Source organism: Sphingomonas sp. Leaf28, assembly GCF_001421685.1.
Lineage (GTDB): Bacteria > Pseudomonadota > Alphaproteobacteria > Sphingomonadales > Sphingomonadaceae > Sphingomonas > Sphingomonas aurantiaca.
Map to the genome: position 1 here is coordinate 410,261 of NZ_LMKX01000009.1, position 23,066 is coordinate 433,326.

Consider the following 23,066-nt stretch of genomic DNA (forward strand, 5'->3'; position numbering starts at 1 on the left):
GCCCGCATCACGCAATGACGAGGATTTCCGCCGATTCGCCCGCTTTTGCCACCGGTGCGCTGCCGGGGCGCACGATCAGGCAGGTCGAGCGGGCGAGCGTCAGCAGCATCGAGCTGTCCTGGATCGTCGACGCATAGGCCTTGCCGTCGCGCAGTTCGGCACGGAGATAATCGGTCCGCGCGTTGTTGGCCGGCAGGTCTTCGCCGAGCAGCGCATGCGTCGCTTGCGGTAGCGGATCGCTTGCGCCGGCCATGTGCGCGACGACGGGTTTCACGAACAGGATTGCGGTGACGAACGCGGAGACCGGATTGCCGGGAAGCCCGAGGACCATCATGTCGCCGATCCTGCCGGCCATCATCGGCTTGCCGGGGCGCAGCGCGATCCGCCAGAAATCGATCGTTCCGCCCGCTGCCTCGATCGCCGGGCGGACGAGGTCGTGATCGCCGACCGACGCGCCGCCGGTGGTGACGAGGAGGTCGGCCTGAACGCTCGCGAAGGCGTCGCGCAGGACGTCGAGATTGTCGGGCAGGATGCCGAGATCGATGACGTCGACGGGCATGTCGGCGAGCATCGCGGCGAGCATGATGCCGTTCGATTCGGGGAGCGCGACGCCATCGGTGGTCGAGCCCGGCGGGACGAGTTCGTCACCGGTGGCGGCGACCGCGACGCGGACTCGGCGGTTGACCGTGACGCTGCCATGGCCGCCGGTCGCGGCGACGGCGATGCGCGCGGGGCTGAGGCGCTGGCCTGCCGCGATCAGACGCGTGCCGGTCGAGAAGTCTAGGCCCTTGCGGCGGGTGTTGCGCCCCAGCATCGGCGGGCCTTCGCCGGCGAGGATCAGCGTGGCGCCGTCGCGCTCGGCCTCTTCCTGGACCATGACGGTGTCAGCGCCCTCGGGCATCGCGGCGCCGGTGAAGATGCGGGTGGCTTGGCCTGTGGCGACGGCGCCGGTGAAGGGGCGGCCGGCGGCGCTCTCGCCGATGACGGTCCAGGGGCCGGGGAGGTCGGCGAAACGGATCGCGTAGCCGTCCATCGCCGAGAGATCGGCGGCGGGTTGGGTCCGGCGGGCGAGGATATCCTCGGCGGCCCAGCGGCCGGCGGCGTCGCGCAGGGGAACGGTCTCATGGCCGACGCGGGGGGCCATGGCGAAGAGGCGGGTCTGGGCTTCGGCGACGGGGATTAGGGTCATGCGTAAGTCTCTGTTTTCGGGCGGTTCGGAAAAGTGAAGTATAGGAAGTAGAGACGCTGGGAGGTGTTTGGCGGGTCGTCGTTTGGCGGGGTGTCGTAAGGGGAAGCGCGGGGGTGGGTCGGTATGTTCCGTGCTGTGCCATTCGATCGTTGTGTAGGACAGGTGTTGTTGGGGTGGAGCGGCGGTCGCGCGTTTCGGCTGCATCGGTCGATACCGAACTTCAGCGACTGCTTCCTTGTTCTCCCGCGAAGGCGGGAGCCCAGGCTGGGTCCCCGCCTTCGCGGGGAAACAGGGTGGGGCGGGTGGCGCTGGTTATCACTTGGGCTTTCCCAACTGGGCCCCGGCCTTCGCCGGGGTGGAGGTAGTGGGGGCGCTGGCCAGCGTGCGTTCATGCGGTGAGGGGCTTTTCTGGCGCGCAATGACGCACCAGATCAATAGGATGACCGCGACGCAGCCACGGACGAGAGACAGGATCGGCGCGGCGATCGGGGCGGTCGTGTTGCCGGGGATGCTTGGCTATGCGCTTCTCAACGGGCTGGTCGTGCCGATGCCGGCGGCGGTCGGGGAGGCGTTGAAGGTGTTCGGGGTGGCGCCGCCGCCGCCGCCGCCGCCGGTCGAAAAGGTCAAGCCGCGGCCGTCGCTCAGCCGGAAGCCCGAGGGGGCTGCATCGCCGCCCAATCTCAAGTCGAAGGCGACCGAGCTCGTGGCGCCGCCGCCGGTGGTGCCGATCGTGGTGCCGCCGCCGCTGGTGGTGGCGGAAAAGGCCGGGCTGGGCGCGCAGGCGACGGCGGGCGCCTCGGACGTGCGCGGGCCGGGGACCGGGAGCGGCGGGATCGGCAATGGCACCGGGAGCGGTGGGTCTGGCGATGGCGACGGTGGGGGTGGCGAGGAGACGCCGCCGCGGTGGCGCAAGGGGCGGCTGAAGGACTCCGACTATCCGCGCGAGGCGGCGGAGACGGGGATCCGTGGCCGGGTGTCGGTGCGGTATGTGGTCGGGACGGATGGACGGGTTACGCGGTGTCGAGTGACTGGATCCAGCGGGAGCCGGGAACTGGATGCGCTGACGTGTCGGTTGATCGAGCAGCGGTTTCGGTATGACCCTTCGCTCGATGCGGCGGGGCGGCCGGTGGAGTCGACGATCGTCGAGGATCACGAATGGGCTATGGATGACTGATCGGGCTTGAGGGGCGGCCGTCTTGCTTGGCTTGCCCTCACCCTCGACGCCTTTGGCGTCTTTCCCTCTCCCCGTTGGGGAGAGGGTTTCAGGCGGTCCAGTTGCCGGATTTCCCGCCTGATTTGGCGCGGACGCGGATGTCGGAGAGGACCATCGTCTTGTCGATCGCTTTGGCCATGTCGTAGATCGTCAGCAGCGTGACCGTCGCGGCGGTGAGCGCTTCCATCTCGACGCCGGTCTTGCCTTCGGTCGAGGCGGTTGCGGTCGCGGTGACGCCGGTCGCGTCGACGACGAGGTCGATCTCGACCTTGGTCAGCGGGAGCGGGTGGCAGAGTGGGATGAGGTCGCTGGTGCGCTTGGCCGCCATGATCCCGGCGACGCGCGCGACCGCGAGGACGTCGCCCTTCTTGGCCGTGCCCGCGCCGATCGCGGCGGCGGCTTCGGCGGACATGGTGATCCGACCCGAGGCGACGGCCTCGCGCGCGGTGACCGCCTTGCCGCCGACATCGACCATCCGTGCCGCGCCCGCTTCGTCGATGTGCGTGAGACCGGTCACCCTACAAGCGCTCGCGTCGCGGCCTCGACATCGTCCTGGCGCATCAGCGCTTCGCCGATCAGGAAGCAGCGTATGTCGTGCTCGGCCATCGCGTCGAGCTCGGCGCGCGTGGTGAGGCCGCTTTCGGCGACGAAGGTGCAGTCCTTCGGGGCACGGCTCACCAGCTCGTAGGTGCGGTTGAAGTCGACGGTGAAGTCGCGCAGGTCGCGGTTGTTGACGCCGATCAGCCGCGACTTGAGTTTGAGCGCGCGCTCCATTTCGTGCGCGTCGTGGACTTCGACCAGCACGTCCATGCCGCATTCGAGCGCGGACGCCTCGATCTCCGCCATCTGCACGTCGTCGAGCGCGGCGACGATGATGAGGATGCAGTCGGCGCCGATCGCGCGCGCCTCGGTCGACTGCCAGGGGTCGACCATGAAGTCCTTGCGCAGGACGGGGATCGAGACCGCGTCGCGCGCGGCGGTCAGGTAGGCGTCGGCGCCCTGGAACCATTTTTCGTCGGTCAGGACGGACAGGCACGCGGCACCGCCGGCTTCATAGGCGCGGGCGTGCGCGACGGGATCGAAGTCGGCGCGGATCAGGCCCTTCGAGGGGCTGGCCTTCTTGACCTCGGCGACCAGCGCGTAGCCGGGCTTGGCGTCAAGAGCCGCGCGGAAGCCGCGTGGTTTGGACATGCGGGCGATCCCGGCGTCGATATCGGCGAGCGAGGTGGTGGCCTTGCGTGCGGCGACTTCGGCGCGCTTGGTCTCGAGGATACGGTCGAGCATGGTCATGTCAGTAGGCGATCCAGCGGGCGAGCAGCGCGTCGGCGCTGCCGGTGTCGAGGGCGGTGGCGGCTTTCGCGACGCCATCGACAAGGGTGGGGACGGTGCCGGCGACCATCAAGGCGGCGGCGGCGTTGAGCAGGACGGCGTCGCGGTATGCGCCCGTCTCGCCCTTGAGCAGGCGGCGGAGCGCGTCGGCGTTGTGGTGCGCGTCGCCGCCACGGATGTCGGTGATCGCGTGGGCGGTAAGGCCGGCATCTTCGGGGGCGATGCGCGCGGGGAGCGAGACGCTGCCGACCGAAGCGACGATGCTGGGGCCCGCGCCGGAGAGTTCGTCGAGGCCTTCTTCGCCCGAGACGACGAGCGCGGCCTGCGTGCCGAGCTGTTCGAGCGCGTCGGCGTAGAGCGTCACGTAGTCGGGGCGCGCGATGCCGATCAGCTGGCGGGTGGTGCCGGCCGGGTTGGCGAGCGGGCCCATCAGGTTGAAGATGGTGCGCTTGCCGATGCGCTGCCGGATCGGGGTGATGCGCTTCATCGCCGGGTGGTGGTTCGCGGCGAACAGGAAGGCGATGCCGATGTCGTTGAGGCTCGCCTCGGCGGTGGCGCCGGCGCGGTCCATGTCGAGGCCGAGGACTTCGAGCGTGTCGGCGGCGCCGGCCTTGCTGGAGGCGGCGCGGTTGCCGTGCTTGGCGACGGGGACGCCGCACGCCGCGACGACGAGTGCGACTGCGGTCGAGACGTTGACCGTGTGGTGGCCATCGCCGCCGGTGCCGCAGACGTCGATCGCGCCTGCGGGGGCGTCGATCGGGATCATCCGGTTGCGCAGTGCGCGCGCGGCTTCGGCGATCTCGATGCTGGTTTCGCCGCGCGCCGACAGATCGATCAGGAAGGTCGCGATCGCGTCGTCGCCGGCGCGCGCGTCGAGGATGTCGGCGAACGCTTCGCGGGCGGATTCGCGCGAGAGGGGGGAGGACGGGTCGGGGAGGATCATAGTCCCCTCCCGCCTGCGGGAGGGGTTAGGGGAGGGGCTTCGCTCTTCGTGGGCGCGGCGGTTGCGGCGCTGCCCTCCCCCGACCCCTCCCGCAGGCGGGAGGGGAGTTGATGGGGAATGTCGGCCATCTTGAGGAAATTGGCGAGCATCGCGTGGCCGTGTTCGGTGGCGATGCTCTCGGGGTGGAACTGGACGCCGTGGATCGGCAGCGTCTTGTGACGGAAGCCCATGACGGTGCCGTCCTGCGCGGTGGCGTTCACCACCAGCGTGTCGGGGACCGCGTTGACGATCAGCGAGTGGTAGCGCGTGGCGATGAACGGCGAGGGGAGTCCGGCGTAGAGCCCGGTATCGTCGTGGAGGACGGGCGAGGTCTTGCCGTGCATCAGCCCGCCGCGCTCGACCTTGCCGCCGAAATGCTGGCCGATCGCCTGATGGCCCAGGCACACGCCGAGCAGCGGCTTGCCCGCGTCCGCGCAGGCGGCGACGAGGTCGAGGCTGACGCCTGCCTCGGTCGGCGTGCAGGGGCCGGGGGAGATGAGGAACGCGTCCGCGCCCGACGACAAGGCTTGCCCGGCGGAGATCGCGTCGTTGCGGACGACTTCCACTTCGACGCCCAGCTCCATCAGGTAATGGACGAGGTTCCAAGTGAAGCTGTCGTAATTGTCGACGACGAGGATCATCGCGCCGCCATAGCCGAAGCGCGGGGCCATGCAAGGCGCGCGGCGGCGGCGCGCCGCAAAGTGCCGCGGGGCGGTCGCGGATGGGGACGGACGTCCCTATATGAGGGGCGCGGGCGACCTTCATTCAGTGCGGAGCAATGCTGTGTGACGGACGTTATCCCTTCAAAGGAGCCTTTCCCCATGTTTCGTACCGTCGTTCTCGCCGCACTGATCGCGCTTCCCGCCATGGCGTCCGCGCAGGATGCACAGGTCGCCTCGCCGCCGCAGCGGATCCGCAGCGTCACGCTGACCGGGGACCAGAAGTGCCCGCCGTCGACGAACGGCGAAGTCGTGGTGTGCTCGACGCTCGACCAGCCGTACCGGATTCCCAAGGCGCTCCGCGAGGACAAGCCGATCGCCGCGCAGAACCAGAGCTGGGTCAACCGCGCAGCGTCGATGGACCAGATCGGGCGAGTCGCGGGCGGGTTGCCGGATACGTGTTCGGCGGTCGGCACGGGTGGCCAGTCGGGCTGTTTCCTGGCGCGGAACAACGCCTATGCGGCGGAGCGTCGTGCGCCGAGCAGCGAGACCACCACGACGCCGTAATCCAACTTCTCGTGTCATCCTGACGAAAGTCAGGATCCAGCGCTACAGAGGATCGCGTCTTGTAACTCTGGATCCTGACTTTCGTCAGGATGACGGGGAGAGGAGCTACTGTCCGAAGCTTGGCGCTTTTGCTCGGCCGACCGCTTCGCGGGCCGCTGCCAGGATCGCGCCGGCCTTGGCTTCGCATTCGCGTTGTTCGTATTCGGGGATGCTGTCGGCGACGATGCCGGCGCCGGCCTGGACGTGGATCGTGCCGTCCTTGACCACCGCGGTGCGTAGCACGATGCACGAGTCCATCGAGCCGTCGGGCGAGAAGTAGCCAACGCCGCCTGCATAGGCGCCGCGGCGCTCTGGCTCGAGTTCGGCGATGACTTGGCACGCGCGGACCTTTGGTGCGCCGCTGACAGTGCCTGCGGGAAACCCAGCAAACAGCGCATCTAGCGCGTCCTTGGCGGGCGACAGCGTGCCGACGACGTTCGACACGATATGCATCACGTGGCTGTAGAATTCGACGCCGTAGCTGGCCGTCACGCGCACCGACCCGGGCGACGCGGCGCGGCCGACATCGTTGCGGCCGAGATCGAGCAGCATGAGATGCTCCGCGCGTTCCTTCGGGTCCGCGAGCAGGCTGATGCGGTTCGCCTCGTCTTCGGCGGCGGACTTGCCGCGCGGGCGGGTGCCTGCGATCGGGCGGATAGTGATCTCATCGTCGCGGACGCGGACGAGGATCTCGGGGCTCGAGCCGATCAGTGCGAAGCCGGGGAGATCGAGATGATAGAGGAACGGCGACGGGTTGATGCGGCGTAGCGAGCGGTAGAGCTCGAACGGCGGGAGCGCGAACGGCGTGCTGAACCGCTGCGCGAGCACGACCTGAAAGATGTCGCCGGCGAGGATATAGTCCTTCGCGGTCGCCACCATCTCGCCGTAGCGGCCCTCGGGCAGCGCTGGCGTGTAGGTGGGCTCGGCGACGTCGGCGCGGACCGGGGCTGGTACGGGCGTGCTGGCGAGCTTGGCCGCGACCGCGTCGAGCCGGTCTTCGGCTTCGGTGACGATCGCGTCGGCATCGCGCGCGGGATCGGGCCAGGCGGGCGCGACCAGATAGAGCGCGTCGGTCAGGCGATCGAACACGAGCACGACGGTCGGTCGCACGAAGATCATGTCGGGCAGGCCGAGTGGATCGACCGGCGGCTGCGGCAGGGTCTCGACCAGGCCGATCGTCGCATAGCCGAAATAGCCGACGAGGCAGGCGAGCGCGCGGGGGAGTTCGGCGGGGACGTCCGCGCGACATTCGGCGACGAGCGCGCGCAACGCGTCGAGCGTCGGCACGCCGCACGGCTCGAACGTGTCGCGATCCGTCGCCCAGTGGCGGTTGATCTCGGCGCGCTGGCCGTGCGCGCGGAACAGCAGATCGGGCGCGAGGCCGATCAGGCTATGGCGGCCGCGCGTCTCGCCGCCCTCGACCGATTCGAGGAGGAAGTCGCCACGCCCCGGCTCGATGAGCTTGAGCGCGGCGGCGACCGGCGTCTCGGTGTCGGCGACCTGACGACGCCAGACGAGCGCGGGGCGCCCATCGGCCAAGGCTTCACGGGGCGTCATGCGAGGATCAGTTCGCCGTACCGGCCTGGCCGAGCAACTCGGCGCGGGTGCGCGCGAGCGCGGTCGCGTTGGTCTTCACGCCGACATCGACGCGGACCGCCTTGGCGAACTGCTCGACATATTCGCGACCGACCGACCGGCCGATATTGGCGCGCGCGGCCTTGATCGCGGCATCGTTGCCCGCCGCATTACCGCTGGCGATGCTGTCGAGCTTGATGATGAACCAGCCGCTGTCGTCGGGCGCGGCCAGCGTCTTGGCGGTGTTCGGCGCCATGCTGAACATCAGCGCGAGCGCGGGCGGCGCACCGCGCGGATCGGCGGCGATCTGCGCACGCGACGCGGTCAGCGGGCGAGCGGCGGGGATCGGCAGCTTGGTCTGCGCGAGCGACTGCTGGATCGTCATGCCCTTGTTGATGCGCGCCAGCACGTCGGCGGCGACCTTGCGCGCGGCCTGACGCGAGCGCTCGGCGGTCACGTCCTGCAGCACGGCGGCGCGAACCTGCGCCAGCGGACGCGGCGTGGCGCGAACGACGCGGCCGAGCGCGACGACCGCGAAGCCGCCATCGGTGCCGAGCTGGACCAACTGCGGGCCATCGCCATCAGCCGCCTGGAACGCGGCGGCGACGAGCGGCGCGATCGCGGGATCGGGCTTGCTGGACGCGTCGTCGGGATTGATGCCGCTGGCGATCAGCGCGGGCGTGGTGACGGGCTTGAGCTTCTGGTCGGCGATCACTTCGTCGAACGTCGCGTTCTTCGAGAGCGAATCGTCGATCTTGTCGTGGATGTCGGACAGCGCGGCGGCTGCCTTCTGGATCCCGAGCGCAGCAGCGATCTCGCCGCGGACCTGGTCGAGCGAGCGACCGGCGACGTTCTCGATCTTGTCGACCTTGGCGACCGTCCAGCCGAGCTGCGTACGGACCGGGCCGATCACGGCTCCGCTCGCGGCGGCGAACACGGCATCGGCGACCTGCGCGGATGCGGTGCCGGCATAGGCAGCCTTTTCGACGCCCGCTTGGGTCGAGGCTTCGAGGCCTGCGGCGCGTGCGGCATCGGCGAGGCTGGTGCCCGCCTTCACCTTGGCGGCGAGCGCGGTGGCGCCGGCCTGATCGGCGACGACGACCTGCGTGATCGTACGCTTCTCGGTGGCCGCATAGCGTGCGCGTTCCTGCTGATAGGCCTTGGCGATTTCGGCGTCGGTCGCGGCGGCCTGAGTCTTGACCTGATCGGGCGAGACGACCGCGTAGCGGACGATGCGACGCTCGGGCACGGTGTAGCGCGCGATGTTGCGCGTGTAGAAGGTGTTGAGATCGGCATCGCTCGGCGCGGCACCGGCGGGGACGACGGCGGCGGGGATGAAGCCGATCGTGCCGGTGCGCTTCTCGAGCAGGAGCGAGGCGTAGGGAAGTGCGAGCTGGCTCGAGACCTGCGTCGCACCGGTGCTGGGGATGGTGAGCTGCTGTGCGAAGGTATCGCGGACGATGTCGCTGCGGATCTGTGCGTCGGTCAGCTTGCGCTGCGCGAGCACCTGCCGATAGAGATTCTCGTCGAACTTGCCGGTCGGGCCCTGGAGCGCGGGGATACTGGCGATCTGGCCGTCGACCGAGCGCTTGCTGACGACCATGCCCTGTGCGCGGCCGAACTGTTCGAGCGCCATGCTGGAGATGATCCGGTCGAGCGTGCCTTCGAAGCCGCCCTGGTTGACGAAGGTCGCCATGTCGAGCGTCGGTTGCTGCTGGCGGAAGCCTTCGAGCTGGGTCTGCGCCTGCGTCTTGAGCTCGTTCGCGCTGACCTTGGCCTTGCCGACCGTGGCCACGTCGCCGCCGGTGATCCCTGCGCCACCGGTCATCGAGCTCAGCCCCGTGACGTCACCCGCCGCGAAGGCGAGCGCGATCACGCCGAGCACGAGGAAGGTGATGATCACGCCGACCTTCGAATGGGTAAGGCGGCGGAAGAAAGCGAGCATGGACAGCCGATCGACAGGGATGGGAACGGCGTTGCTTTACGGGCGCGCGGGCAGCTCTTCAAGTCAGGCGCTGCAAAGGGCGTGCGGACGTATAGGGGACGTTGCGGACTTGTGCGGGGCGGGTGCGGCGCTATCGCTGGGCGAAATATCCGGGAGATAGTGATGCGTCGCAAGCTGGTAGCAGGAAACTGGAAGATGAACGGGTCGCGGGCGATGCTCGTCGAACTCGATGCGATCGCCGCGGCGGCGGGCGCTGCGCCCGGGATCGACGTGTCGGTCGCGGTGCCGTTCACGCTGATCGCGGCGGCGTCCGAGCGGGTGCCGACCCTCGCGATCGGTGCCGAGGACGTTCACGAGGCGGAGTCGGGCGCGCATACCGGGTGCGTGTCGGCATCGATGGTCAAGGAGGTCGGCGCGTCGTTCACGATCGTCGGGCATTCGGAACGCCGATCGGACCAGCACGAGACCAGCCACGACGCCTGGGCGAAGGCGGCGGCGGCGCACAAGCAGGGGCTGAACGTCATTTTGTGCTGCGGCGAGACCGAGGCCGAGCGCGATGCGGACCGGGCCGAACGCGTCGTGCAGGCGCAGATCGAGAAGTCGGTGCCGGACAATGCGGACGGCAGCTGGTTCACGCTGGCCTATGAGCCCCGCTGGGCGATCGGCACCGGGCGCACGCCGACGCTGGAGGAGATCGCGGCGATCCACGCGATCGCGCGCGCGAAGTTGCGGATGCTGATCGGCGAGAAGGCGGCCGGGGTGCGGATCCTGTACGGCGGCTCGGTCACGGGCGCGAATGCGGCGTCGATCCTCGATACGCCGAACGTCGACGGGGCGCTGGTCGGGGGTGCGAGCCTGACTGCGGCCAAGTTCGTGCCGATCATCGAGGCGGCGGCTTCGCTGTGACGGCTTGCGTCGAACAGCGTTAAGTGTCGATAAACACTGTGCTCTTATGATTAATGTGTGATTCGTTGAGCGGCGTGACGCTGTAATTCGGGCGGGGATTGATATGGCCAAGTGGTTTCGCGGGTGCGTCGGTGCCTCGATCGCAGTCTGCGCGGTGGTGGCGGCGATCCCCGCCAGCGCGGAGACGCCGCGCGAATTGCTGACCCAGGCAGGGTTCGTCGATCGCGACCGCGGGATGGCGCTGGCGCGGATCGACAAGGCGGCCGCGGTCGCGGGGCAGGCGCTCAGTCGTGCGCCGGGCGACCAGGAAGCCGCGATCATGCAGGCGATGGCGAACGGCTATCGCGCCAAGCTGCTCGGCAACCGCGCGCAGGCGATCGCCGCGCGGAAACAATATGAGGCGCTGGTGACCCGCTATCCGCGCAATGCCGAGGCGCAGGCGGCGCTCGGTGCGTGGCATGTCGGGGTGATCGCCAAGCTCGGTCGGTTCGTCGGGCGGGCGGTGGCGGGGGCGCAGAAGGCGACCGGGTTCGAGGCGCTCGACAAGTCGGTGGCGCTCGGCGGCAATCGCGCGATGTTCGCGGGGCTGGCGGGGTTGCTGCGGCTGGAGCTCGATCCGAACGATGCGCGGGGTCGCGCGCTGGTCGAGACCGCGAGCAAGGCGCCGACGCCGACCGCGATCGACGGGTTCGTGCGCAAGGCTGCGGCAGCGGTGCTCGTGCCGCTGCGCGCGGGCGATGCGGATGCGACCAAGGCGCTGGCGGACAAGCTGCTGCCGTTCGGGCAGTTCGCGACGGGGTAAGGGCTGGCGGTTTTGCCGGGACGATCCCTACAGTAGCCCGTTCCCCCGCGAAGGCGGGAACGGTCTAGCCGAACCGCTTCGCCAGCATCGCGAAGGTGGCACGCAGGGCGTAGGCCTCACCACCCTTGGGTCGGCCAGGTTTCGCCGATGGACGCCAGGCGAACACGTCCAAGTGGGCCCACGTCGTCCCCTTGGGCACGAACCGGCGGAGGAACAGCGCGGCCGTGACCGCGCCGGCAAAGCCGCCATCGGGGGCGTTGACCATGTCCGCGACGTCCGAGCGCAGCATCTCGTCATAGGCGTTCCAGAGCGGCAGGCGCCACATCTGGTCGGTCTGCTCGATCCCGGCCGCGAGCAGGTCGGCGGCGAGCGTCTCGTCGTCGGTGAACAGCGGCGGGAGGTCGGGGCCGAGCGCGACGCGCGCCGCGCCGGTGAGGGTCGCGAAGTCGAGGATCAGCGTCGGGTTGCTCTCACCGGCCTTGGTGAGCGCGTCGCCGAGGACGAGGCGACCCTCCGCATCGGTGTTGGTGTTCTCGACCGTCAGACCCTTGCGCGTGGCGAGCACGTCGCCGGGGCGGAAGGCGTTGCCGGCGATGGCATTCTCGACCGCGGGGATCAGCAAATGGAGCCGGACGGGGAGCTTGGCGGCCATCACGAGGCTCGCCAGCGCGAGCGCGTGCGCGGCGCCGCCCATGTCCTTCTTCATCAGCCGCATGCCGGCGGACGGCTTGATGTCGAGCCCGCCGGTGTCGAAGGTGACGCCCTTGCCGACCAGCGCGATGCGCGGGTGGGCGGGGTCGCCCCATTCGAGCTCGATCAGCCGCGGGGCGCGGTCCTTGGCAGCGGCCTGGCCGACCGCGTGGATCATCGGGTAGCCGGTTGCCAGCGCATCGCCGCGCGTGGTCGTCACGGTCGCGCCGTGGCGCTTGGCGAGCGTCTCCGCGGCGGCTTCGAGGTCGGCGGGGCCCATGTCGGAGGCGCCGGTGTTGACCAGATCGCGGACCATCGCGGTGGCTTCGGCAAGGCGCACGGTCTCGTCGATCGACGCGGCGTCGGCGGTCAGCAGGATGCGAGCGCCGGTCGGCTCGGGCTTCACGTAGCGCGTGAACTGGTGCTGGGCGAGCATCCAGCCGAGCCCGGCGGCACCCACCGGGCCGTCCGCGAGGCGGTAGGTGCCCGCGGGCAGCGACGCACCGAGCGAGGCTATCCGCCATGGCGACGTCAGCGCTTCGTTGCAAACGAGCAGCATCGACCAGTCGTCGGCGCTGTCGCCGGGAAGTACTGCGCGGTCGCCGGCTTTTCCGGTCAGGCGGTGCGCGGCGACGGTCGTGCGGACGCGCTGCGGCTGCGTGCCGAGCCAGGCATCGTAGGCGTCGGGATGGACGACGTGGATCGTCCGCGCGGGCTGGCCGCGGTCGGGCAGGAGCATCGAAGCGAAGTCGGTCATGAAGCGGGTGCCACCAGAAGTTGTTCGTACCGGCCGTTCGCGCCTGGCTCGGCATAGGTGCTGAGCGAGAGCGTGCGGTCGGAATAGGTTATCCGATAGGTGCGGTTGACGAAGCCGCCGCGCAAGCGCGTCTTGCCGGTTTGTGCGAATGCGGTGGGCTCGCCGAGTATGCCGAGGCTCGATTTGTAGTCGGCGAGCGCGACCGGCTTGAAGTAGTAATTGGCGTCTTCGGTGAGGCCCTTGCGGTCGAGCGTGCCGGTGCGAAGCTGGTCGTAGACGGCGCGCGCGCGGGTGAGGGCGGCGGTGTCCTCTGCGCTGGCGGTCGCGGGCGGGAGGACGATCTTTGCGACGCCCTTCGAAATGCGGCCGACCGCGTCGCTGAACCAGCTGTTGGTGAGGACGACGATCGCGGCCTTGTCGTCGGGGTAGACGATGTTCTCGGACAGGAAGCCGACCGCCTCGCCGCTATGCTCGACATAACGACGACCGTCTGCGCTGCCGGTGAAGACGCCGAGGCCGTAGCCGTTGCTCGATCCGTCGGCGAGCTTGACGGGGGTTTCCTGTGCGGCCCAGTCGTCGGCGGGGAGGGTGGTGCGGGAGAGGCGTGCGACGTCCCATTTGGCGAGATCCTGCGCGCTCATCGAGAGTTCGCCGGCGGCGTAGAGCCAGCCATCCGCGCTGGGCGTCTCGGCGCGGACGGGGCCGAGCGCGAACCGGCCATAGCCTTGCGGGAACGCCTTGCCGATCGCCTTGTCCTGATCGAGCGCGCGGATATCGAGCGGCTTGAAGATGCGCTGCTGGAGGAAGGACAGGAGTGGTTGGCCGGTCACCTTCTCGACGATCATCCCCGCGACGACATAGCCCGTGTTCGAATATTGCCACTGCGTGCCGGGTGCGAAATCGAGCGGCTTCTTGGCCCAGCGGTCGACGATCTGCTGCGGCGTGACGGGCTTGGCCATCGCGGCGAAGCTGTAATCCTGCGGCCAGTAGTCCTGGAGGCCCGAGGTGTGGCTGAGCAACTGGCGGATCGTGATGCGGTCGCCGCCGGTGACGCCGGGGATGTATTTGGCGACGGTGTCGTCGAGCGACAGCTTGCCTTCGTCCTCGAGCAGCAGGACCGCGGCGGCGGTGAACTGCTTGGAGATCGAGGCAATCTGGTAGGGGAGTTTCGGGTCCGCCGTCGCGATCGCCTCGGAGGGTTTGCCGTACGCCTTGGCGAACACGATCCGCCCGCCGCGCACGACCGCGATCGAGGCGGAGGGGACGCCGGTGTCGCCAAGCGCGCCGGCGACGAGCGTGTCGATCTGCGCGGTCTCGGCAGGGGTGAGCGACTGGGCGATGGCGGGAGCCGGCAGCAGCGCGGCGACGGCGAGAAGGCGGGTCAACATCGCCGCAACGAAGCAGAACCGGGTCGTCGGTGCAACGCCGTGATTTTAATACCGCGTCGGTAGAGGGGGTTAGGCTATGGCAGAAATGTTGACGGAACATGGATCAATATAGCGACGTTTTATGGCGGGGCCGGGAGCCCGTCACTTCCGAGGGGACTAGAACCATGCTGTATACCATCGCCATCATCCTGCTTATTCTCTGGCTGGCCGGGTTCGCCTTCCATGTCGCCGGCGGGCTGATCCATATCCTTCTGGTGATCGCGGTCATCGTCGTGCTGGTGAAGCTGTTCACCGGGCGCAACGTCGTCTGACCGGCATAATGGCGTTATTGCCAGTCGGTTTACAAGATCAAGTACATGCCCAAATCGAAATCGCCGATGCCATGAAATTGGTCGATGGGTTGTACTAAAAACTATCGAGATCGGCGGTGTTTGCAAAGACACCGCCAAATCGAACCCATTGTATGTTGCAAGTCTCGCGCGAGATGCAAAGATTGCCATCGATCCGTTACAGCCACCTTGCAGGCTTTTCGGCTCTAAGGAGGTTGTATGCTATACGCCTATCTTGCGATGATCGGCTGGTGTGGAACGAAGTGGCCAGGCTGGTGGCGCTGGCCGCATCCAGGCCCCGGTCCTGACCCGGAGCCCTGGTGGGACCTCGCCATCGGGGTGATCGGCAGCATTGGCGGCATCATCGCCGTCGGTCTCTTCCGAACGCTGCTGCCCGAAGGGTTGACCGCCGTCACGACGACGGCGTTCTTCGGCGGTGCATTCGCCGCCACGGCGGTCGGGTCGCTCGCCGCGCTGCGCGGGACAGCGGGTCGGAAGGTCTAGGGCGATCGGGCTGGTACGGCGATCCAGCATAGCATCCCGATGCCCCGACCCCGGGAGACTTATACGGGCACGCCGTAGAGATCGTGGTCGTCGGCGTCCTCGATCGTGACCGGTACGATATCGCCGACGCTCAGATGGCCGGCGTCGCGCAGGAAGACTTCGCCGTCGATTTCGGGCGCGTCGGCCTTGGAACGGCCGGTCGCGCCTTCTTCGTCGACCGCGTCGATGATCACGTCGAGCGTGCGGCCGATCTTCGCCTGCAGCTTGGCCGCGGAGATTGCCGCGGTCTTTTCCATGATGCGGGCGTAGCGCTCTTCCTTGAGCGCTTCGGGCACATGGTCGGGCAGCGCGTTGGCTGCGGCGCCCTCGACGGGTTCGAAGCGGAATGCGCCGACGCGGTCGAGCTGCGCCTCGTCGAGCCAGTCAAGCAGATACTGGAAATCCTCCTCGGTCTCGCCGGGGAAGCCGACGACGAAGGTCGAGCGGATCGTGATGTCGGGCGCGATCTCACGCCATTTGTGGATGCGCTGGAGCACCTTGGCGTCGTTGCCGGGGCGCTTCATCCGGCGCAGCACCGACGGCGCGGCATGCTGGAACGGAATGTCGAGATAGGGCAGCACGAGACCCTCCGCCATCAGCGGGATGACGTGATCGACGTGCGGATAGGGGTAGACGTAGTGCAGGCGCACCCAGGGGGCGATCTTGCCGAGTTCGCGCGACAGATCGGTCATGTGCGCGCGCACCTCGCGCGATTCGCCGCGCGACATTGGGCCGCCGGCCTTTACCGGCCAGCTGGCGTGGCGCAGGTCGACGCCGTAGGCTGACGTGTCCTGGCTGATGACCAGCAGTTCCTTAGTGCCGGCTTCGACGAGCTTTTCGGCCTCGCGCAGGATCGCGTCGGGGCGGCGGCTGACGAGGTCGCCGCGCAAGCTCGGGATGATGCAGAACGAGCAGCGGTGGTTGCAGCCTTCCGAGATCTTCAGATAGCTGTAGTGGCGCGGCGTGAGCTTCAGCCCGGCGTCGGGGATCAGGTTGAGGAACGCCGATGGCGGCATCGGCGCGGCGTCGTGGACCGCGCCGACGACCTGCTCATATTCGTGCGCGCCGGTGATCGCGAGCACCTGCGGAAAGCGCGCGCGGATCGCGTCGGCTTCCTTGCCCATGCAGCCGGTGACGATGACGCGGCCATTCTCGGCGATGGCTTCGCCGATCGCCTCGAGGCTTTCCTCCTTCGCCGAATCGAGGAAGCCGCAGGTGTTGACGAGCACGATGTCCGCGCCGGCATAATCCGGCGACATCTGATAGCCGTCGCCGCGCAGCTGCGTGAGGATCCGTTCGCTATCGACCAGGTTCTTCGGACAGCCGAGCGAGACCATGCCGATTTTCGGCGGGGAGGGGAGTGTTGTTGCCATGAAGCCCGCGCACATAGGCGCAAAGTTCGGTTTTTTCTAGGCGGTGCAAGGGGCATCATCCATGGGAGGGCCGATTGCGATACGCGGTGCCCGGGAAGGATTTTAAATGCTGGCCATTGGACTGATGTCGGGAACGTCGCTCGACGGGATCGACGCGGCGCTGATCGAGACCGACGGCGAGGCCTTCGTGCGGCCGATCGCGTTCCGCGGCGAGCCCTATTCGGATGCCGCGCGCGCTCAGCTCGCGGAGGCGACGCGGATGGCGCTGACGTTCGAACGGCCGCGGGCGAGCCCGCCGGTCGTCGCGGCGGGCGAACTCATCACGCGCGCGCACGTGTTCGCGGTGCACAAGCTGCTCGCCGATGCGGGCGTGGCGGCGGCGGATGTCGACGTGATCGGCTTTCACGGCCAGACGATCGCGCACCGGCCGGACCGGCGCTGGACGTGGCAGATCGGCGACGGCGCTGCGGTCGCGCGCGCGACGGGGATCACGACGGTCTCGGATTTTCGGTCTGCGGACGTCGCGGCGGGCGGGCAGGGGGCGCCGTTGCTGCCGGTCTATCATGCGGCGCTGGCAGCGGGGCTCGAGGGGCCGGTCGCGGTGCTGAACCTTGGCGGGGTGGGGAACATCACCTTCATTCCCGGCGGGGCGGAAGAACTGGTGGCGTTCGATACCGGGCCGGCGAACGGGCTGATCGACAGCTGGGTCGAAGCGGAGACGGGCGCGCGGTACGATGCGGGGGGTGCGCTGGCGGCGTCGGGGCGGGTCGACGAGACGGTGCTGACGGCGATGCTGGACCACCCGTTTTTCGACGCGCCGCCGCCGAAATCGCTCGATCGGAACGACTTCACGATCCAGCCAGCGCGGGGGTTGTCGGCGGCGGACGGCGCGGCGACGTTGACCGCGTTTACCGCGGCGACGGTGGCGGAGGCGATGCGGCATCTCCCCGCGCGGCCGGTGCGGCTGCTGGTGGCGGGGGGTGGTCGGCACAATCCGACGATGCTGGAGATGATTGCGGAACGGACCGGGCTGGTGGTCGAGCCGACCGATGCGCTTGGGTGGAACGGCGATGCGCTGGAGGCGGAGGGCTTTGCCTATATGGCGGTGCGGACGCTCAGGGGGCTGCCGATCAGTTTTCCAGGGACGACGGGGGTGCCGGTGGCGATGGCTGGCGGGGTCGTGGACCGGGTTTGAGTCGGGGTGGGGGAGCCCTTCGGAGAAAGTATGTTCTCCCGCGAAGGCGGGAGCCCAGACTGGGCTCCCGCCTTCGCGGGAGAACAAGGGGGCGGGGGGAGCCTGAGTTAGAGCGCTCGCCCCCGTCTCTTGCACCGCTTCTTCTTCCACCCCGGCGGAGGCCGGGGTCCAGTTGGGGGACGTGGCTAACTAACGGGGCGCTCCGTTACTGCGACCTTTCCAACTGGACCCCGGCCTTCGCCGGGGTGGTGTGTTAGAGGGGGCGCGGGCGTATCAGTGCGGCTTCTTCGCCTTGGCCGGCTTTTTCGGCTCGGGCTTGTGCGGCGCTGGCTTCTTCGGGTCGGGCTTCTTCTCGGCCGAGTCCTTGGCGCGCAGGGCTGGCGCTGCAATCGCCGCTGCAATCCCGGCGATCACCGTCGCGCCGACCGCGATCGCGGTCTTCGGGTGCGACTTTACTGCGTCCGTCGCGGTCGCTAGCCCGGCCTTTGCCGCGTCGGTCGCGTCCTCGACCCAGTCGCTCGCGCCAGCCTTGGGGGGCTTTGGCGGCTTCGGCTTGTGATCGTCGTCGTGATGGACCTTGGCATGCGGCATGGCGGAGTTGGGGATCGACGACATCAGGCGTTCCTTGGGTTGGAAATGATGCACGTTAAACCGACCGCCACCATGACGGTTCCGTTACGGCCGCCTGCCTAGCGTTTGCGAGTCAGTTCGCGCATCGCGTCGTCGAGCCCGGCAAGGCTCAGCGGGTACATCCGGTCGGTCATCAGCTCGCGGATGATCCGGACGCTTTGCGAATAGCCCCATTGCGCCTCGGGCACCGGATTGAGCCACGCCGCCGCCGGATAGGTGGTCGTCAACCGCTGCATCCAGACCGCGCCCGGCTCCTCGTTGAAATGCTCGACCGAGCCGCCGGGATGCGTGATCTCGTACGGGCTCATCGACGCGTCGCCGACGAAGATGAGTTTGTAATCATGGCCGAACTTGTGGAGCACGTCCCAGAGCGGCGTCCGTTCGGCGAAGCGGCGCATATTGTCCTTCCACACGCCCTCGTACGGGCAATTGTGGAAATAGAAGAATTCGAGGTTCTTGAACTCGGTCGTCGCGGCCGAGAAGAGTTCTTCGCACAGCTTGACGAACGGATCCATCGAGCCGCCGACGTCGAGGAACAGCAGCAGCTTGACCGCGTTGCGACGCTCGGCGCGCATGACGATGTCGAGATAGCCCTGGCGCGCGGTGCCGGCGATCGTGCCGTCGATATCGAGTTCGTCGGCGGCGCCGTCGCGCGCGAACCGGCGAAGGCGGCGCAGCGCCACCTTGATGTTGCGCGTGCCGAGCTCGCGCGTGTTGTCGAGGTTGCGGAATTCGCGCTGGTCCCAGACCTTCAGCGCGCGCTTGTGCGTGCTTTCGCCGCCGATGCGGACGCCTTCGGGATTGTAGCCGCCATTGCCGTAGGGCGACGTGCCGCCGGTGCCGACCCATTTGTTGCCGCCCTGGTGGCGTTCCTTCTGCTCCTCGAGACGTTTCTTGAGCGTCTCCATGATCTCGTCCCACGAGCCGAGCGACTTGATCGCGGCCATTTCCTCAGGCGTCAGGAATTTCTCCGCGACCGCCTTCAGCCAGTCCTCGGGCACCTCGCCGGGGGCGGTGCCGTAGCTGGTGGCGAGGCCACGGAAGACCTTGGCAAAGACCTGGTCGAACTTGTCGAGCAGCCCCTCGTCCTTCACGTACACCGCGCGGGAGAGGTAGTAGAAATCCTCTGGCGTCGGCTCGATCACCTCGGCGTCGAGCGCCTCGAGCAGGAGAAGATGCTCCTTGAGGCTGGCGGGGATGCCGGCGCTGCGCAGTTCGTCGAGGAAGTTCAGGAACATGGGGTCATTTCCTCACTTCGCCGCTGCGATCGGCAGTTCGATCGCGCTGGCCTGCGTCGGCGCGTGGAAGACGCTGATCGTCGCCTTGCGATAGTCGGCGGGCTTGGCGTCGAAGATGTTGGGGACATAGGTCTGCGGGTTGCGATCGTAGAGCGGGAACCAGCTCGACTGGACCTGCACCATGATGCGGTGGCCGGGCAGGAAGACGTGGCTGGCGTTGGGCAGGACGATGCGGAAGTGCGTCGGCTGGCCGGCGACGATCGGGGTCGGCTTGTCGAAGCCGTCGCGGTAGCGGCCGCGCAATATGTCCATCGAGACTGCGAGCTGGTAGCCGCCCATGTCGGGCTTGTCGGAATATTCCGCCGGGTAGACGTCGATCAGCTTCACGACGAAATCGCCGTCGGTGCCGGTGGTGCTGGCAATCAGGTCCGCGACGGGCGCGCCGGCGATCGCGACCGCGCTGGTCAGCGACGGCGTCTGGTAGGTCAGGACGTCGGTGCGGTCGGAGAAGGGACGCTGATCGTCGACGAGCCACTGCCGCCAGGTCGAGCCGGTCGCATAGGTCGGGCGGATCGGACGGAGGCGGTAGGGGATCGGCTTGGCGGGATCGGAAACATAGTCGTCGCGGCCGTCCTGCGTGGGCGCAGTCGGGGCGAGGCCGCTCATGGGCTGGAAGTAGAGTTTTTGCGTGGCGGTGGAGCTCGGCCAGCCGGCGAGCGTCTGCCACTGGTTGGTGCCGGTCTGGAACGCGGTGACGGGGGCGAGCGGTGCGGGCGTCGCGCCGGTCTTGAGCGCGCCGTCGAGGAAGGGGAGCAGGACGTTCTTGCGGAACCAGAGCGCGGTGTCGGCATCGAAGCGGATCGCGCCCAAGGTCGAGCCGTCGCCGTTCGCGCCGCCATGCGCCCAGGGGCCGAGCGCGAGGTGGTTGACGTGGTTGGGATCGACCTTCGACACCGCCTCATACGCTGCGACCGCGCCGTAAATGTCCTCCTGGTCCCATTGGCTGGCGACCCAGAGCGTCTGCACCGTCTGCGGCTGCCTGGGCAGGATCGTCTCGAGCGCCTGGCCCTGCCAGAACGAGTCGTAGGTCGGGTGATCGTGCATCCGGTTGACGAAGGGGAGCTGGCCGAGGCCGCGGCTCTTGACGAAATCGCTGGCCGATCCGGCGCGCAGGAACGTGTCGTAATCGTCGTACGCGTCGCGCCACAGGTCGCCGGCCTCGCCCTTTGCGGCGTCCTGGCTGTAGTAATAGTCGTAACCGATCTGGCGGAACGCGCCGCCGTGGAAGTCGTCGTCACCCTTCCAGGTGTTGATCACGGGGTTGATCGGGACGGAGGCCTTGAGCGCGGGGTGCGGGTTCACCAGCGCCATCGCGGCCATCATGCCGTCATAGCTGCCGCCGATGATGCCGACGCGGCCGTTCGAATTCTTGAGATTTTTCACCAGCCAGTCGATCGTGTCGTAGGCGTCGGTCGAGTGGTCGACCTTGGTTTTATTCAGCGGGCCGATCAGCGGGCGTTCGTTGATGTACGCGCCGTTCGAGCCGTTCTTCCCGCGGACGTCCTCGAACACGCGGATGTACCCTGCGTCGAAGAACATCGCGTCGGACGCACGCAGGTTCATCGCGCCGCTGGAACTCGACGATCGGCTGGCGACGCTATCGGCATTGTAGGGCGTGCGCTGAAGCAGGATCGGCGCGTCGGTGAGGCCTTTGCGCTGGACGATGACCGCATGGAGCGTGACGCCGTCGCGCATCGGGATATCGACCTCGCGGCGGTCGAAATCGAAGCTTGCGTTGGCAGGGACGAACTTGGCGGGGATGTCGCCACCGGGGGGCGGGGTTTTTTCCTTTTGCGCGCCGACGAGCGAGGGCGCGGACGTCGCGAGCAGGGCGAGCGTGATCGTCGTGAAAGCCTTGAACCGCATCGTCATCCTCACCGTCTTTTCGCAGACGGTGGTGGCACGGTTTGGCGGGTGGCGGCAACACCGCTCGCACCGTCATCCTGATGAAAGTCATGACCCAGGGTTACGGGCGGCGCGGTTCTTGGCTCTGGGTCCTGACTTTCGTCAGGATGACGGTAGGGGGGGGCAGAATGACGGTAGGGGGGGCAGGATGACGGTAAGAGCGCTTACCGCGCGACCGGCTCGCCGCTGCCGGGGACATAGGCGTCGATCAGTGCGCCGACATAATCGGGGTTGCGGCTGGTGAGTTCGGCGGCCGCGTGCGCGTGGCCGTAGATGAAACCGTACACGGGGTAGATCCCGCCGCCGAGGCCGTCGACGTCCTTGTACCAGACCTTCACGTCGCTCCAGTCGTTGCGCGGGGAGACGTCGAACAGCGTCACGTCCTGTTCGGCGTGCCCGCGTTCGCCGTTCTGTCGCGACCAGTTGGCGTGGGTGAGCATCACGACCCGCTTCTCGACGACGCGGCTGACGACCGCGACATGCCCCATCGGCAGCCGCGCGGTCTTGGCGAAGACGATGACCGCGCCTTCCTTGGGCTTGTGCGTCCGCTCGTATTTGCCGTCGGCCTGGCTCCACCAGGTCCAGGCATTGCCATAGATCTGGATCCCCGACGCGGCGCGCGCGAACGGCACGCACTCGCCGACATAGTTGAGCAGCGAACCGGCAGTGGCACTCGTCGCCGCGGAGGCGGCAAGGGTAAGGCAGAGGAGCAATCGGGGGATTCGCTTCATCCCCAAGACTTACCCAGATCAAGGTGACTAGCCGGTTTCGCGCTATAGTTAACGCATGCGTCGACCGTGGTTTTCGGGCAGGTCGGCGCGTGTGGTGCCGCGGACGGACCGTTCTCGCGATCGGTCCGGCGCCCTTACCCCTGGTTCTTCTGGCGCTTCGCCATGAAGGCGAGGCGTTCGAAGAGCATCACGTCCTGTTCGTTTTTGAGCAGGGCGCCGTGCAGCGGGGGGATCGCCTTGGTGGGGTCGCGGTTCTGGAGGATGTCGAGGGGCATGTCCTCGTGGAGGAGCAGTTTCAGCCAGTCGAGCAGCTCGCTGGTCGAGGGCTTCTTCTTGAGGCCGGGTACGTCGCGGACGTCGTAGAACAGGTCCATCGCCTTGCTCACCAGGATTTTCTGGATGCCGGGGAAATGGACGTCGACGATCGCCTGCATCGTGCTGCGATCGGGGAACTTGATATAGTGGAAGAAGCAGCGGCGGAGGAACGCGTCGGGCAGTTCCTTCTCGTTGTTGCTGGTGATGATGACGATCGGGCGCTCGACCGCGCGGACGGTTTCCTTGGTCTCGTAGACGTGGAATTCCATCCGATCGAGTTCCTGCAACAGGTCGTTCGGGAACTCGATATCGGCCTTGTCGATCTCGTCGATCAGCAGGACGGGCGGGGCGGGTTGCGTGAACGCCTCCCACAATTTGCCCTTGCGGATATAGTTGCCGATGTCGTGGACGCGTTCGTCGCCGAGCTGGCCGTCTCGCAGGCGGGCGACCGCGTCATATTCGTACAGGCCCTGCTGCGCCTTGGTGGTCGACTTGATGTTCCACTCGATCAGCGGCGCGCCGAGCGCCTTGGCGATCTCATAGGCGAGCACGGTCTTGCCGGTGCCGGGTTCGCCCTTGATCAGCAGCGGACGGCGCAGCGTGACCGCGGCGTTGACCGCGACCTTCAGATCGTCGGTCGCGACGTAGCTCTGGGTGCCCTCGAAGCGCTTCATGCGATATCCCGTCCGGTTCTGAATACCGGGTA

At 67.9% G+C, this 23,066-nt stretch carries 22 protein-coding genes; 7 read left to right on the forward strand and 15 right to left on the reverse strand.

What is annotated here, in order from left to right; translation table 11 throughout:
• Positions 1-7 precede the first annotated feature (7 nt).
• Positions 8-1,189, reverse strand: a complete 1,182-nt coding sequence (locus ASE79_RS15120) for a molybdopterin molybdotransferase MoeA (protein ID WP_056418286.1) — start codon at positions 1,187-1,189, stop codon at positions 8-10.
• A gap of 439 nt (positions 1,190-1,628) precedes the next feature.
• On the opposite strand from ASE79_RS15120, the gene ASE79_RS15125 reads away from it, so the two are divergent.
• A complete protein-coding gene (locus ASE79_RS15125; RefSeq protein WP_082445358.1) occupies positions 1,629-2,363 on the forward strand; it encodes an energy transducer TonB in 735 nt (244 codons plus the stop codon).
• Between the two features lie 88 nt (positions 2,364-2,451).
• On the opposite strand, the gene moaC is transcribed toward ASE79_RS15125, so the two are convergent.
• From moaC to ASE79_RS15145, 4 genes are read right to left on the reverse strand one after another with little or no spacing between them, the layout of a single operon-like run.
• Complete coding sequence (moaC, locus tag ASE79_RS15130) at positions 2,452-2,919, reverse strand: cyclic pyranopterin monophosphate synthase MoaC (RefSeq protein WP_056418293.1); 468 nt, start codon at positions 2,917-2,919, stop codon at positions 2,452-2,454.
• A complete protein-coding gene (gene trpC, locus ASE79_RS15135; RefSeq protein WP_056418296.1) occupies positions 2,916-3,692 on the reverse strand; it encodes an indole-3-glycerol phosphate synthase TrpC in 777 nt (258 codons plus the stop codon). Before trpC ends, moaC begins: the two co-directional genes overlap by 4 nt.
• A 1-nt stretch (position 3,693) precedes the next feature.
• The gene (gene trpD, locus ASE79_RS15140; protein WP_056418299.1) at positions 3,694-4,674 is read right to left on the reverse strand and encodes an anthranilate phosphoribosyltransferase; all 981 of its coding nucleotides are present in this window, start codon (positions 4,672-4,674) and stop codon (positions 3,694-3,696) included.
• Positions 4,671-5,354 (reverse strand): anthranilate synthase component II, encoded by a 684-nt coding sequence (locus ASE79_RS15145; RefSeq protein ID WP_082445359.1) that lies wholly within the window; start codon positions 5,352-5,354, stop codon positions 4,671-4,673. The genes trpD and ASE79_RS15145 overlap by 4 nt, the downstream gene beginning before the upstream one ends.
• Before the next feature lie 180 nt (positions 5,355-5,534).
• Between ASE79_RS15145 and ASE79_RS15150 the strand changes: the two genes are divergently transcribed.
• Positions 5,535-5,939 (forward strand): hypothetical protein, encoded by a 405-nt coding sequence (locus ASE79_RS15150; RefSeq protein WP_056418303.1) that lies wholly within the window; start codon positions 5,535-5,537, stop codon positions 5,937-5,939.
• Between the two features lie 105 nt (positions 5,940-6,044).
• Here ASE79_RS15150 and ASE79_RS15155 read toward each other — a convergent pair whose 3' ends face one another.
• Entirely contained in the window at positions 6,045-7,535 is a 1,491-nt protein-coding gene (locus ASE79_RS15155) for an anthranilate synthase component I family protein (protein ID WP_056418306.1), read from the reverse strand.
• A gap of 7 nt (positions 7,536-7,542) precedes the next feature.
• Complete coding sequence (locus ASE79_RS15160) at positions 7,543-9,498, reverse strand: peptidylprolyl isomerase (protein ID WP_056418309.1); 1,956 nt, start codon at positions 9,496-9,498, stop codon at positions 7,543-7,545.
• Between the two features lie 162 nt (positions 9,499-9,660).
• Here ASE79_RS15160 and tpiA point away from each other — a divergent pair, with 162 nt between their 5' ends.
• Both tpiA and ASE79_RS15170 read left to right on the forward strand, forming a co-directional pair.
• Entirely contained in the window at positions 9,661-10,404 is a 744-nt protein-coding gene (gene tpiA / locus ASE79_RS15165; RefSeq protein WP_416354514.1) for a triose-phosphate isomerase, read from the forward strand.
• 103 nt (positions 10,405-10,507) lie between these two features.
• Positions 10,508-11,206: a hypothetical protein gene (locus ASE79_RS15170; RefSeq protein ID WP_056418313.1), complete on the forward strand. Its 699-nt coding sequence runs from the start codon at positions 10,508-10,510 to the stop codon at positions 11,204-11,206.
• Positions 11,207-11,270: 64 nt separating this feature from the next.
• On the opposite strand, the gene ASE79_RS15175 is transcribed toward ASE79_RS15170, so the two are convergent.
• Together ASE79_RS15175 and ASE79_RS15180 are read right to left on the reverse strand one after the other, a co-directional pair.
• Positions 11,271-12,653 carry a leucyl aminopeptidase family protein gene (locus ASE79_RS15175; RefSeq protein WP_056418316.1) on the reverse strand — a complete coding sequence of 461 codons (1,383 nt, stop codon included), beginning with the start codon at positions 12,651-12,653 and terminating at the stop codon, positions 11,271-11,273.
• Positions 12,650-14,041, reverse strand: a complete 1,392-nt coding sequence (locus ASE79_RS15180) for a serine hydrolase domain-containing protein (RefSeq protein ID WP_056418318.1) — start codon at positions 14,039-14,041, stop codon at positions 12,650-12,652. The genes ASE79_RS15175 and ASE79_RS15180 overlap by 4 nt, the downstream gene beginning before the upstream one ends.
• 164 nt (positions 14,042-14,205) lie before the next feature.
• On the opposite strand from ASE79_RS15180, the gene ASE79_RS21055 reads away from it, so the two are divergent.
• Both ASE79_RS21055 and ASE79_RS15185 read left to right on the forward strand, forming a co-directional pair.
• A complete protein-coding gene (locus ASE79_RS21055) occupies positions 14,206-14,352 on the forward strand; it encodes a lmo0937 family membrane protein (RefSeq protein ID WP_107957518.1) in 147 nt (48 codons plus the stop codon).
• Positions 14,353-14,589: 237 nt separating this feature from the next.
• Positions 14,590-14,874: a hypothetical protein gene (locus tag ASE79_RS15185; protein WP_056418322.1), complete on the forward strand. Its 285-nt coding sequence runs from the start codon at positions 14,590-14,592 to the stop codon at positions 14,872-14,874.
• 59 nt (positions 14,875-14,933) lie between these two features.
• Here the strand turns inward: ASE79_RS15185 and rimO are convergent, their stop codons facing one another.
• On the reverse strand, positions 14,934-16,286 hold the full coding sequence (gene rimO / locus ASE79_RS15190; protein ID WP_056418616.1) for a 30S ribosomal protein S12 methylthiotransferase RimO: 1,353 nt from the start codon (positions 16,284-16,286) through the stop codon (positions 14,934-14,936).
• Between the two features lie 106 nt (positions 16,287-16,392).
• On the opposite strand from rimO, the gene ASE79_RS15195 reads away from it, so the two are divergent.
• On the forward strand, positions 16,393-17,481 hold the full coding sequence (locus tag ASE79_RS15195) for an anhydro-N-acetylmuramic acid kinase (protein WP_200910390.1): 1,089 nt from the start codon (positions 16,393-16,395) through the stop codon (positions 17,479-17,481).
• A gap of 273 nt (positions 17,482-17,754) precedes the next feature.
• Here the strand turns inward: ASE79_RS15195 and ASE79_RS15200 are convergent, their stop codons facing one another.
• The 5 genes from ASE79_RS15200 to ASE79_RS15220 all read right to left on the reverse strand — a co-directional run bounded on the left by ASE79_RS15200 (position 17,755) and on the right by ASE79_RS15220 (position 23,034).
• Complete coding sequence (locus ASE79_RS15200) at positions 17,755-18,096, reverse strand: hypothetical protein (protein ID WP_156359717.1); 342 nt, start codon at positions 18,094-18,096, stop codon at positions 17,755-17,757.
• A 74-nt stretch (positions 18,097-18,170) separates the two neighbouring features.
• Positions 18,171-19,349, reverse strand: coding sequence for a vWA domain-containing protein (locus tag ASE79_RS15205; protein WP_056418327.1), 1,179 nt, complete (start codon positions 19,347-19,349; stop codon positions 18,171-18,173).
• Between the two features lie 12 nt (positions 19,350-19,361).
• Complete coding sequence (locus ASE79_RS15210; RefSeq protein WP_056418330.1) at positions 19,362-21,275, reverse strand: CocE/NonD family hydrolase; 1,914 nt, start codon at positions 21,273-21,275, stop codon at positions 19,362-19,364.
• Between the two features lie 203 nt (positions 21,276-21,478).
• Positions 21,479-22,045, reverse strand: a complete 567-nt coding sequence (locus ASE79_RS15215) for a CHAP domain-containing protein (RefSeq protein WP_056418334.1) — start codon at positions 22,043-22,045, stop codon at positions 21,479-21,481.
• A gap of 134 nt (positions 22,046-22,179) precedes the next feature.
• A complete protein-coding gene (locus ASE79_RS15220) occupies positions 22,180-23,034 on the reverse strand; it encodes an AAA family ATPase (RefSeq protein ID WP_056418338.1) in 855 nt (284 codons plus the stop codon).
• Positions 23,035-23,066: the final 32 nt, after the last annotated feature.

Excerpts from the sequence above, each read along its gene's own strand:
- ASE79_RS15120 (WP_056418286.1), bottom strand. The coding sequence starts at position 1,189 with ATGACCCTAATCCCCGTCGCCGAAGCCCAGACCCGCCTCTTCGCCATG.
- ASE79_RS15125 (WP_082445358.1), top strand. The coding sequence starts at position 1,629 with ATGACCGCGACGCAGCCACGGACGAGAGACAGGATCGGCGCGGCGATC.
- trpC (WP_056418296.1), bottom strand. The coding sequence starts at position 3,692 with ATGACCATGCTCGACCGTATCCTCGAGACCAAGCGCGCCGAAGTCGCC.
- trpD (WP_056418299.1), bottom strand. The coding sequence starts at position 4,674 with ATGATCCTCCCCGACCCGTCCTCCCCCCTCTCGCGCGAATCCGCCCGC.
- ASE79_RS15145 (WP_082445359.1), bottom strand. The coding sequence starts at position 5,354 with ATGATCCTCGTCGTCGACAATTACGACAGCTTCACTTGGAACCTCGTC.
- ASE79_RS15150 (WP_056418303.1), top strand. The coding sequence starts at position 5,535 with ATGTTTCGTACCGTCGTTCTCGCCGCACTGATCGCGCTTCCCGCCATG.
- ASE79_RS15155 (WP_056418306.1), bottom strand. The coding sequence starts at position 7,535 with ATGACGCCCCGTGAAGCCTTGGCCGATGGGCGCCCCGCGCTCGTCTGG.
- ASE79_RS15160 (WP_056418309.1), bottom strand. The coding sequence starts at position 9,498 with ATGCTCGCTTTCTTCCGCCGCCTTACCCATTCGAAGGTCGGCGTGATC.
- tpiA (WP_416354514.1), top strand. The coding sequence starts at position 9,661 with ATGCGTCGCAAGCTGGTAGCAGGAAACTGGAAGATGAACGGGTCGCGG.
- ASE79_RS15170 (WP_056418313.1), top strand. The coding sequence starts at position 10,508 with ATGGCCAAGTGGTTTCGCGGGTGCGTCGGTGCCTCGATCGCAGTCTGC.
- ASE79_RS15175 (WP_056418316.1), bottom strand. The coding sequence starts at position 12,653 with ATGACCGACTTCGCTTCGATGCTCCTGCCCGACCGCGGCCAGCCCGCG.
- ASE79_RS15180 (WP_056418318.1), bottom strand. The coding sequence starts at position 14,041 with ATGTTGACCCGCCTTCTCGCCGTCGCCGCGCTGCTGCCGGCTCCCGCC.
- ASE79_RS21055 (WP_107957518.1), top strand. The coding sequence starts at position 14,206 with ATGCTGTATACCATCGCCATCATCCTGCTTATTCTCTGGCTGGCCGGG.
- ASE79_RS15185 (WP_056418322.1), top strand. The coding sequence starts at position 14,590 with ATGCTATACGCCTATCTTGCGATGATCGGCTGGTGTGGAACGAAGTGG.
- rimO (WP_056418616.1), bottom strand. The coding sequence starts at position 16,286 with ATGGCAACAACACTCCCCTCCCCGCCGAAAATCGGCATGGTCTCGCTC.
- ASE79_RS15195 (WP_200910390.1), top strand. The coding sequence starts at position 16,393 with ATGCTGGCCATTGGACTGATGTCGGGAACGTCGCTCGACGGGATCGAC.
- ASE79_RS15200 (WP_156359717.1), bottom strand. The coding sequence starts at position 18,096 with ATGTCGTCGATCCCCAACTCCGCCATGCCGCATGCCAAGGTCCATCAC.
- ASE79_RS15205 (WP_056418327.1), bottom strand. The coding sequence starts at position 19,349 with ATGTTCCTGAACTTCCTCGACGAACTGCGCAGCGCCGGCATCCCCGCC.
- ASE79_RS15210 (WP_056418330.1), bottom strand. The coding sequence starts at position 21,275 with ATGCGGTTCAAGGCTTTCACGACGATCACGCTCGCCCTGCTCGCGACG.
- ASE79_RS15215 (WP_056418334.1), bottom strand. The coding sequence starts at position 22,045 with ATGAAGCGAATCCCCCGATTGCTCCTCTGCCTTACCCTTGCCGCCTCC.
- ASE79_RS15220 (WP_056418338.1), bottom strand. The coding sequence starts at position 23,034 with ATGAAGCGCTTCGAGGGCACCCAGAGCTACGTCGCGACCGACGATCTG.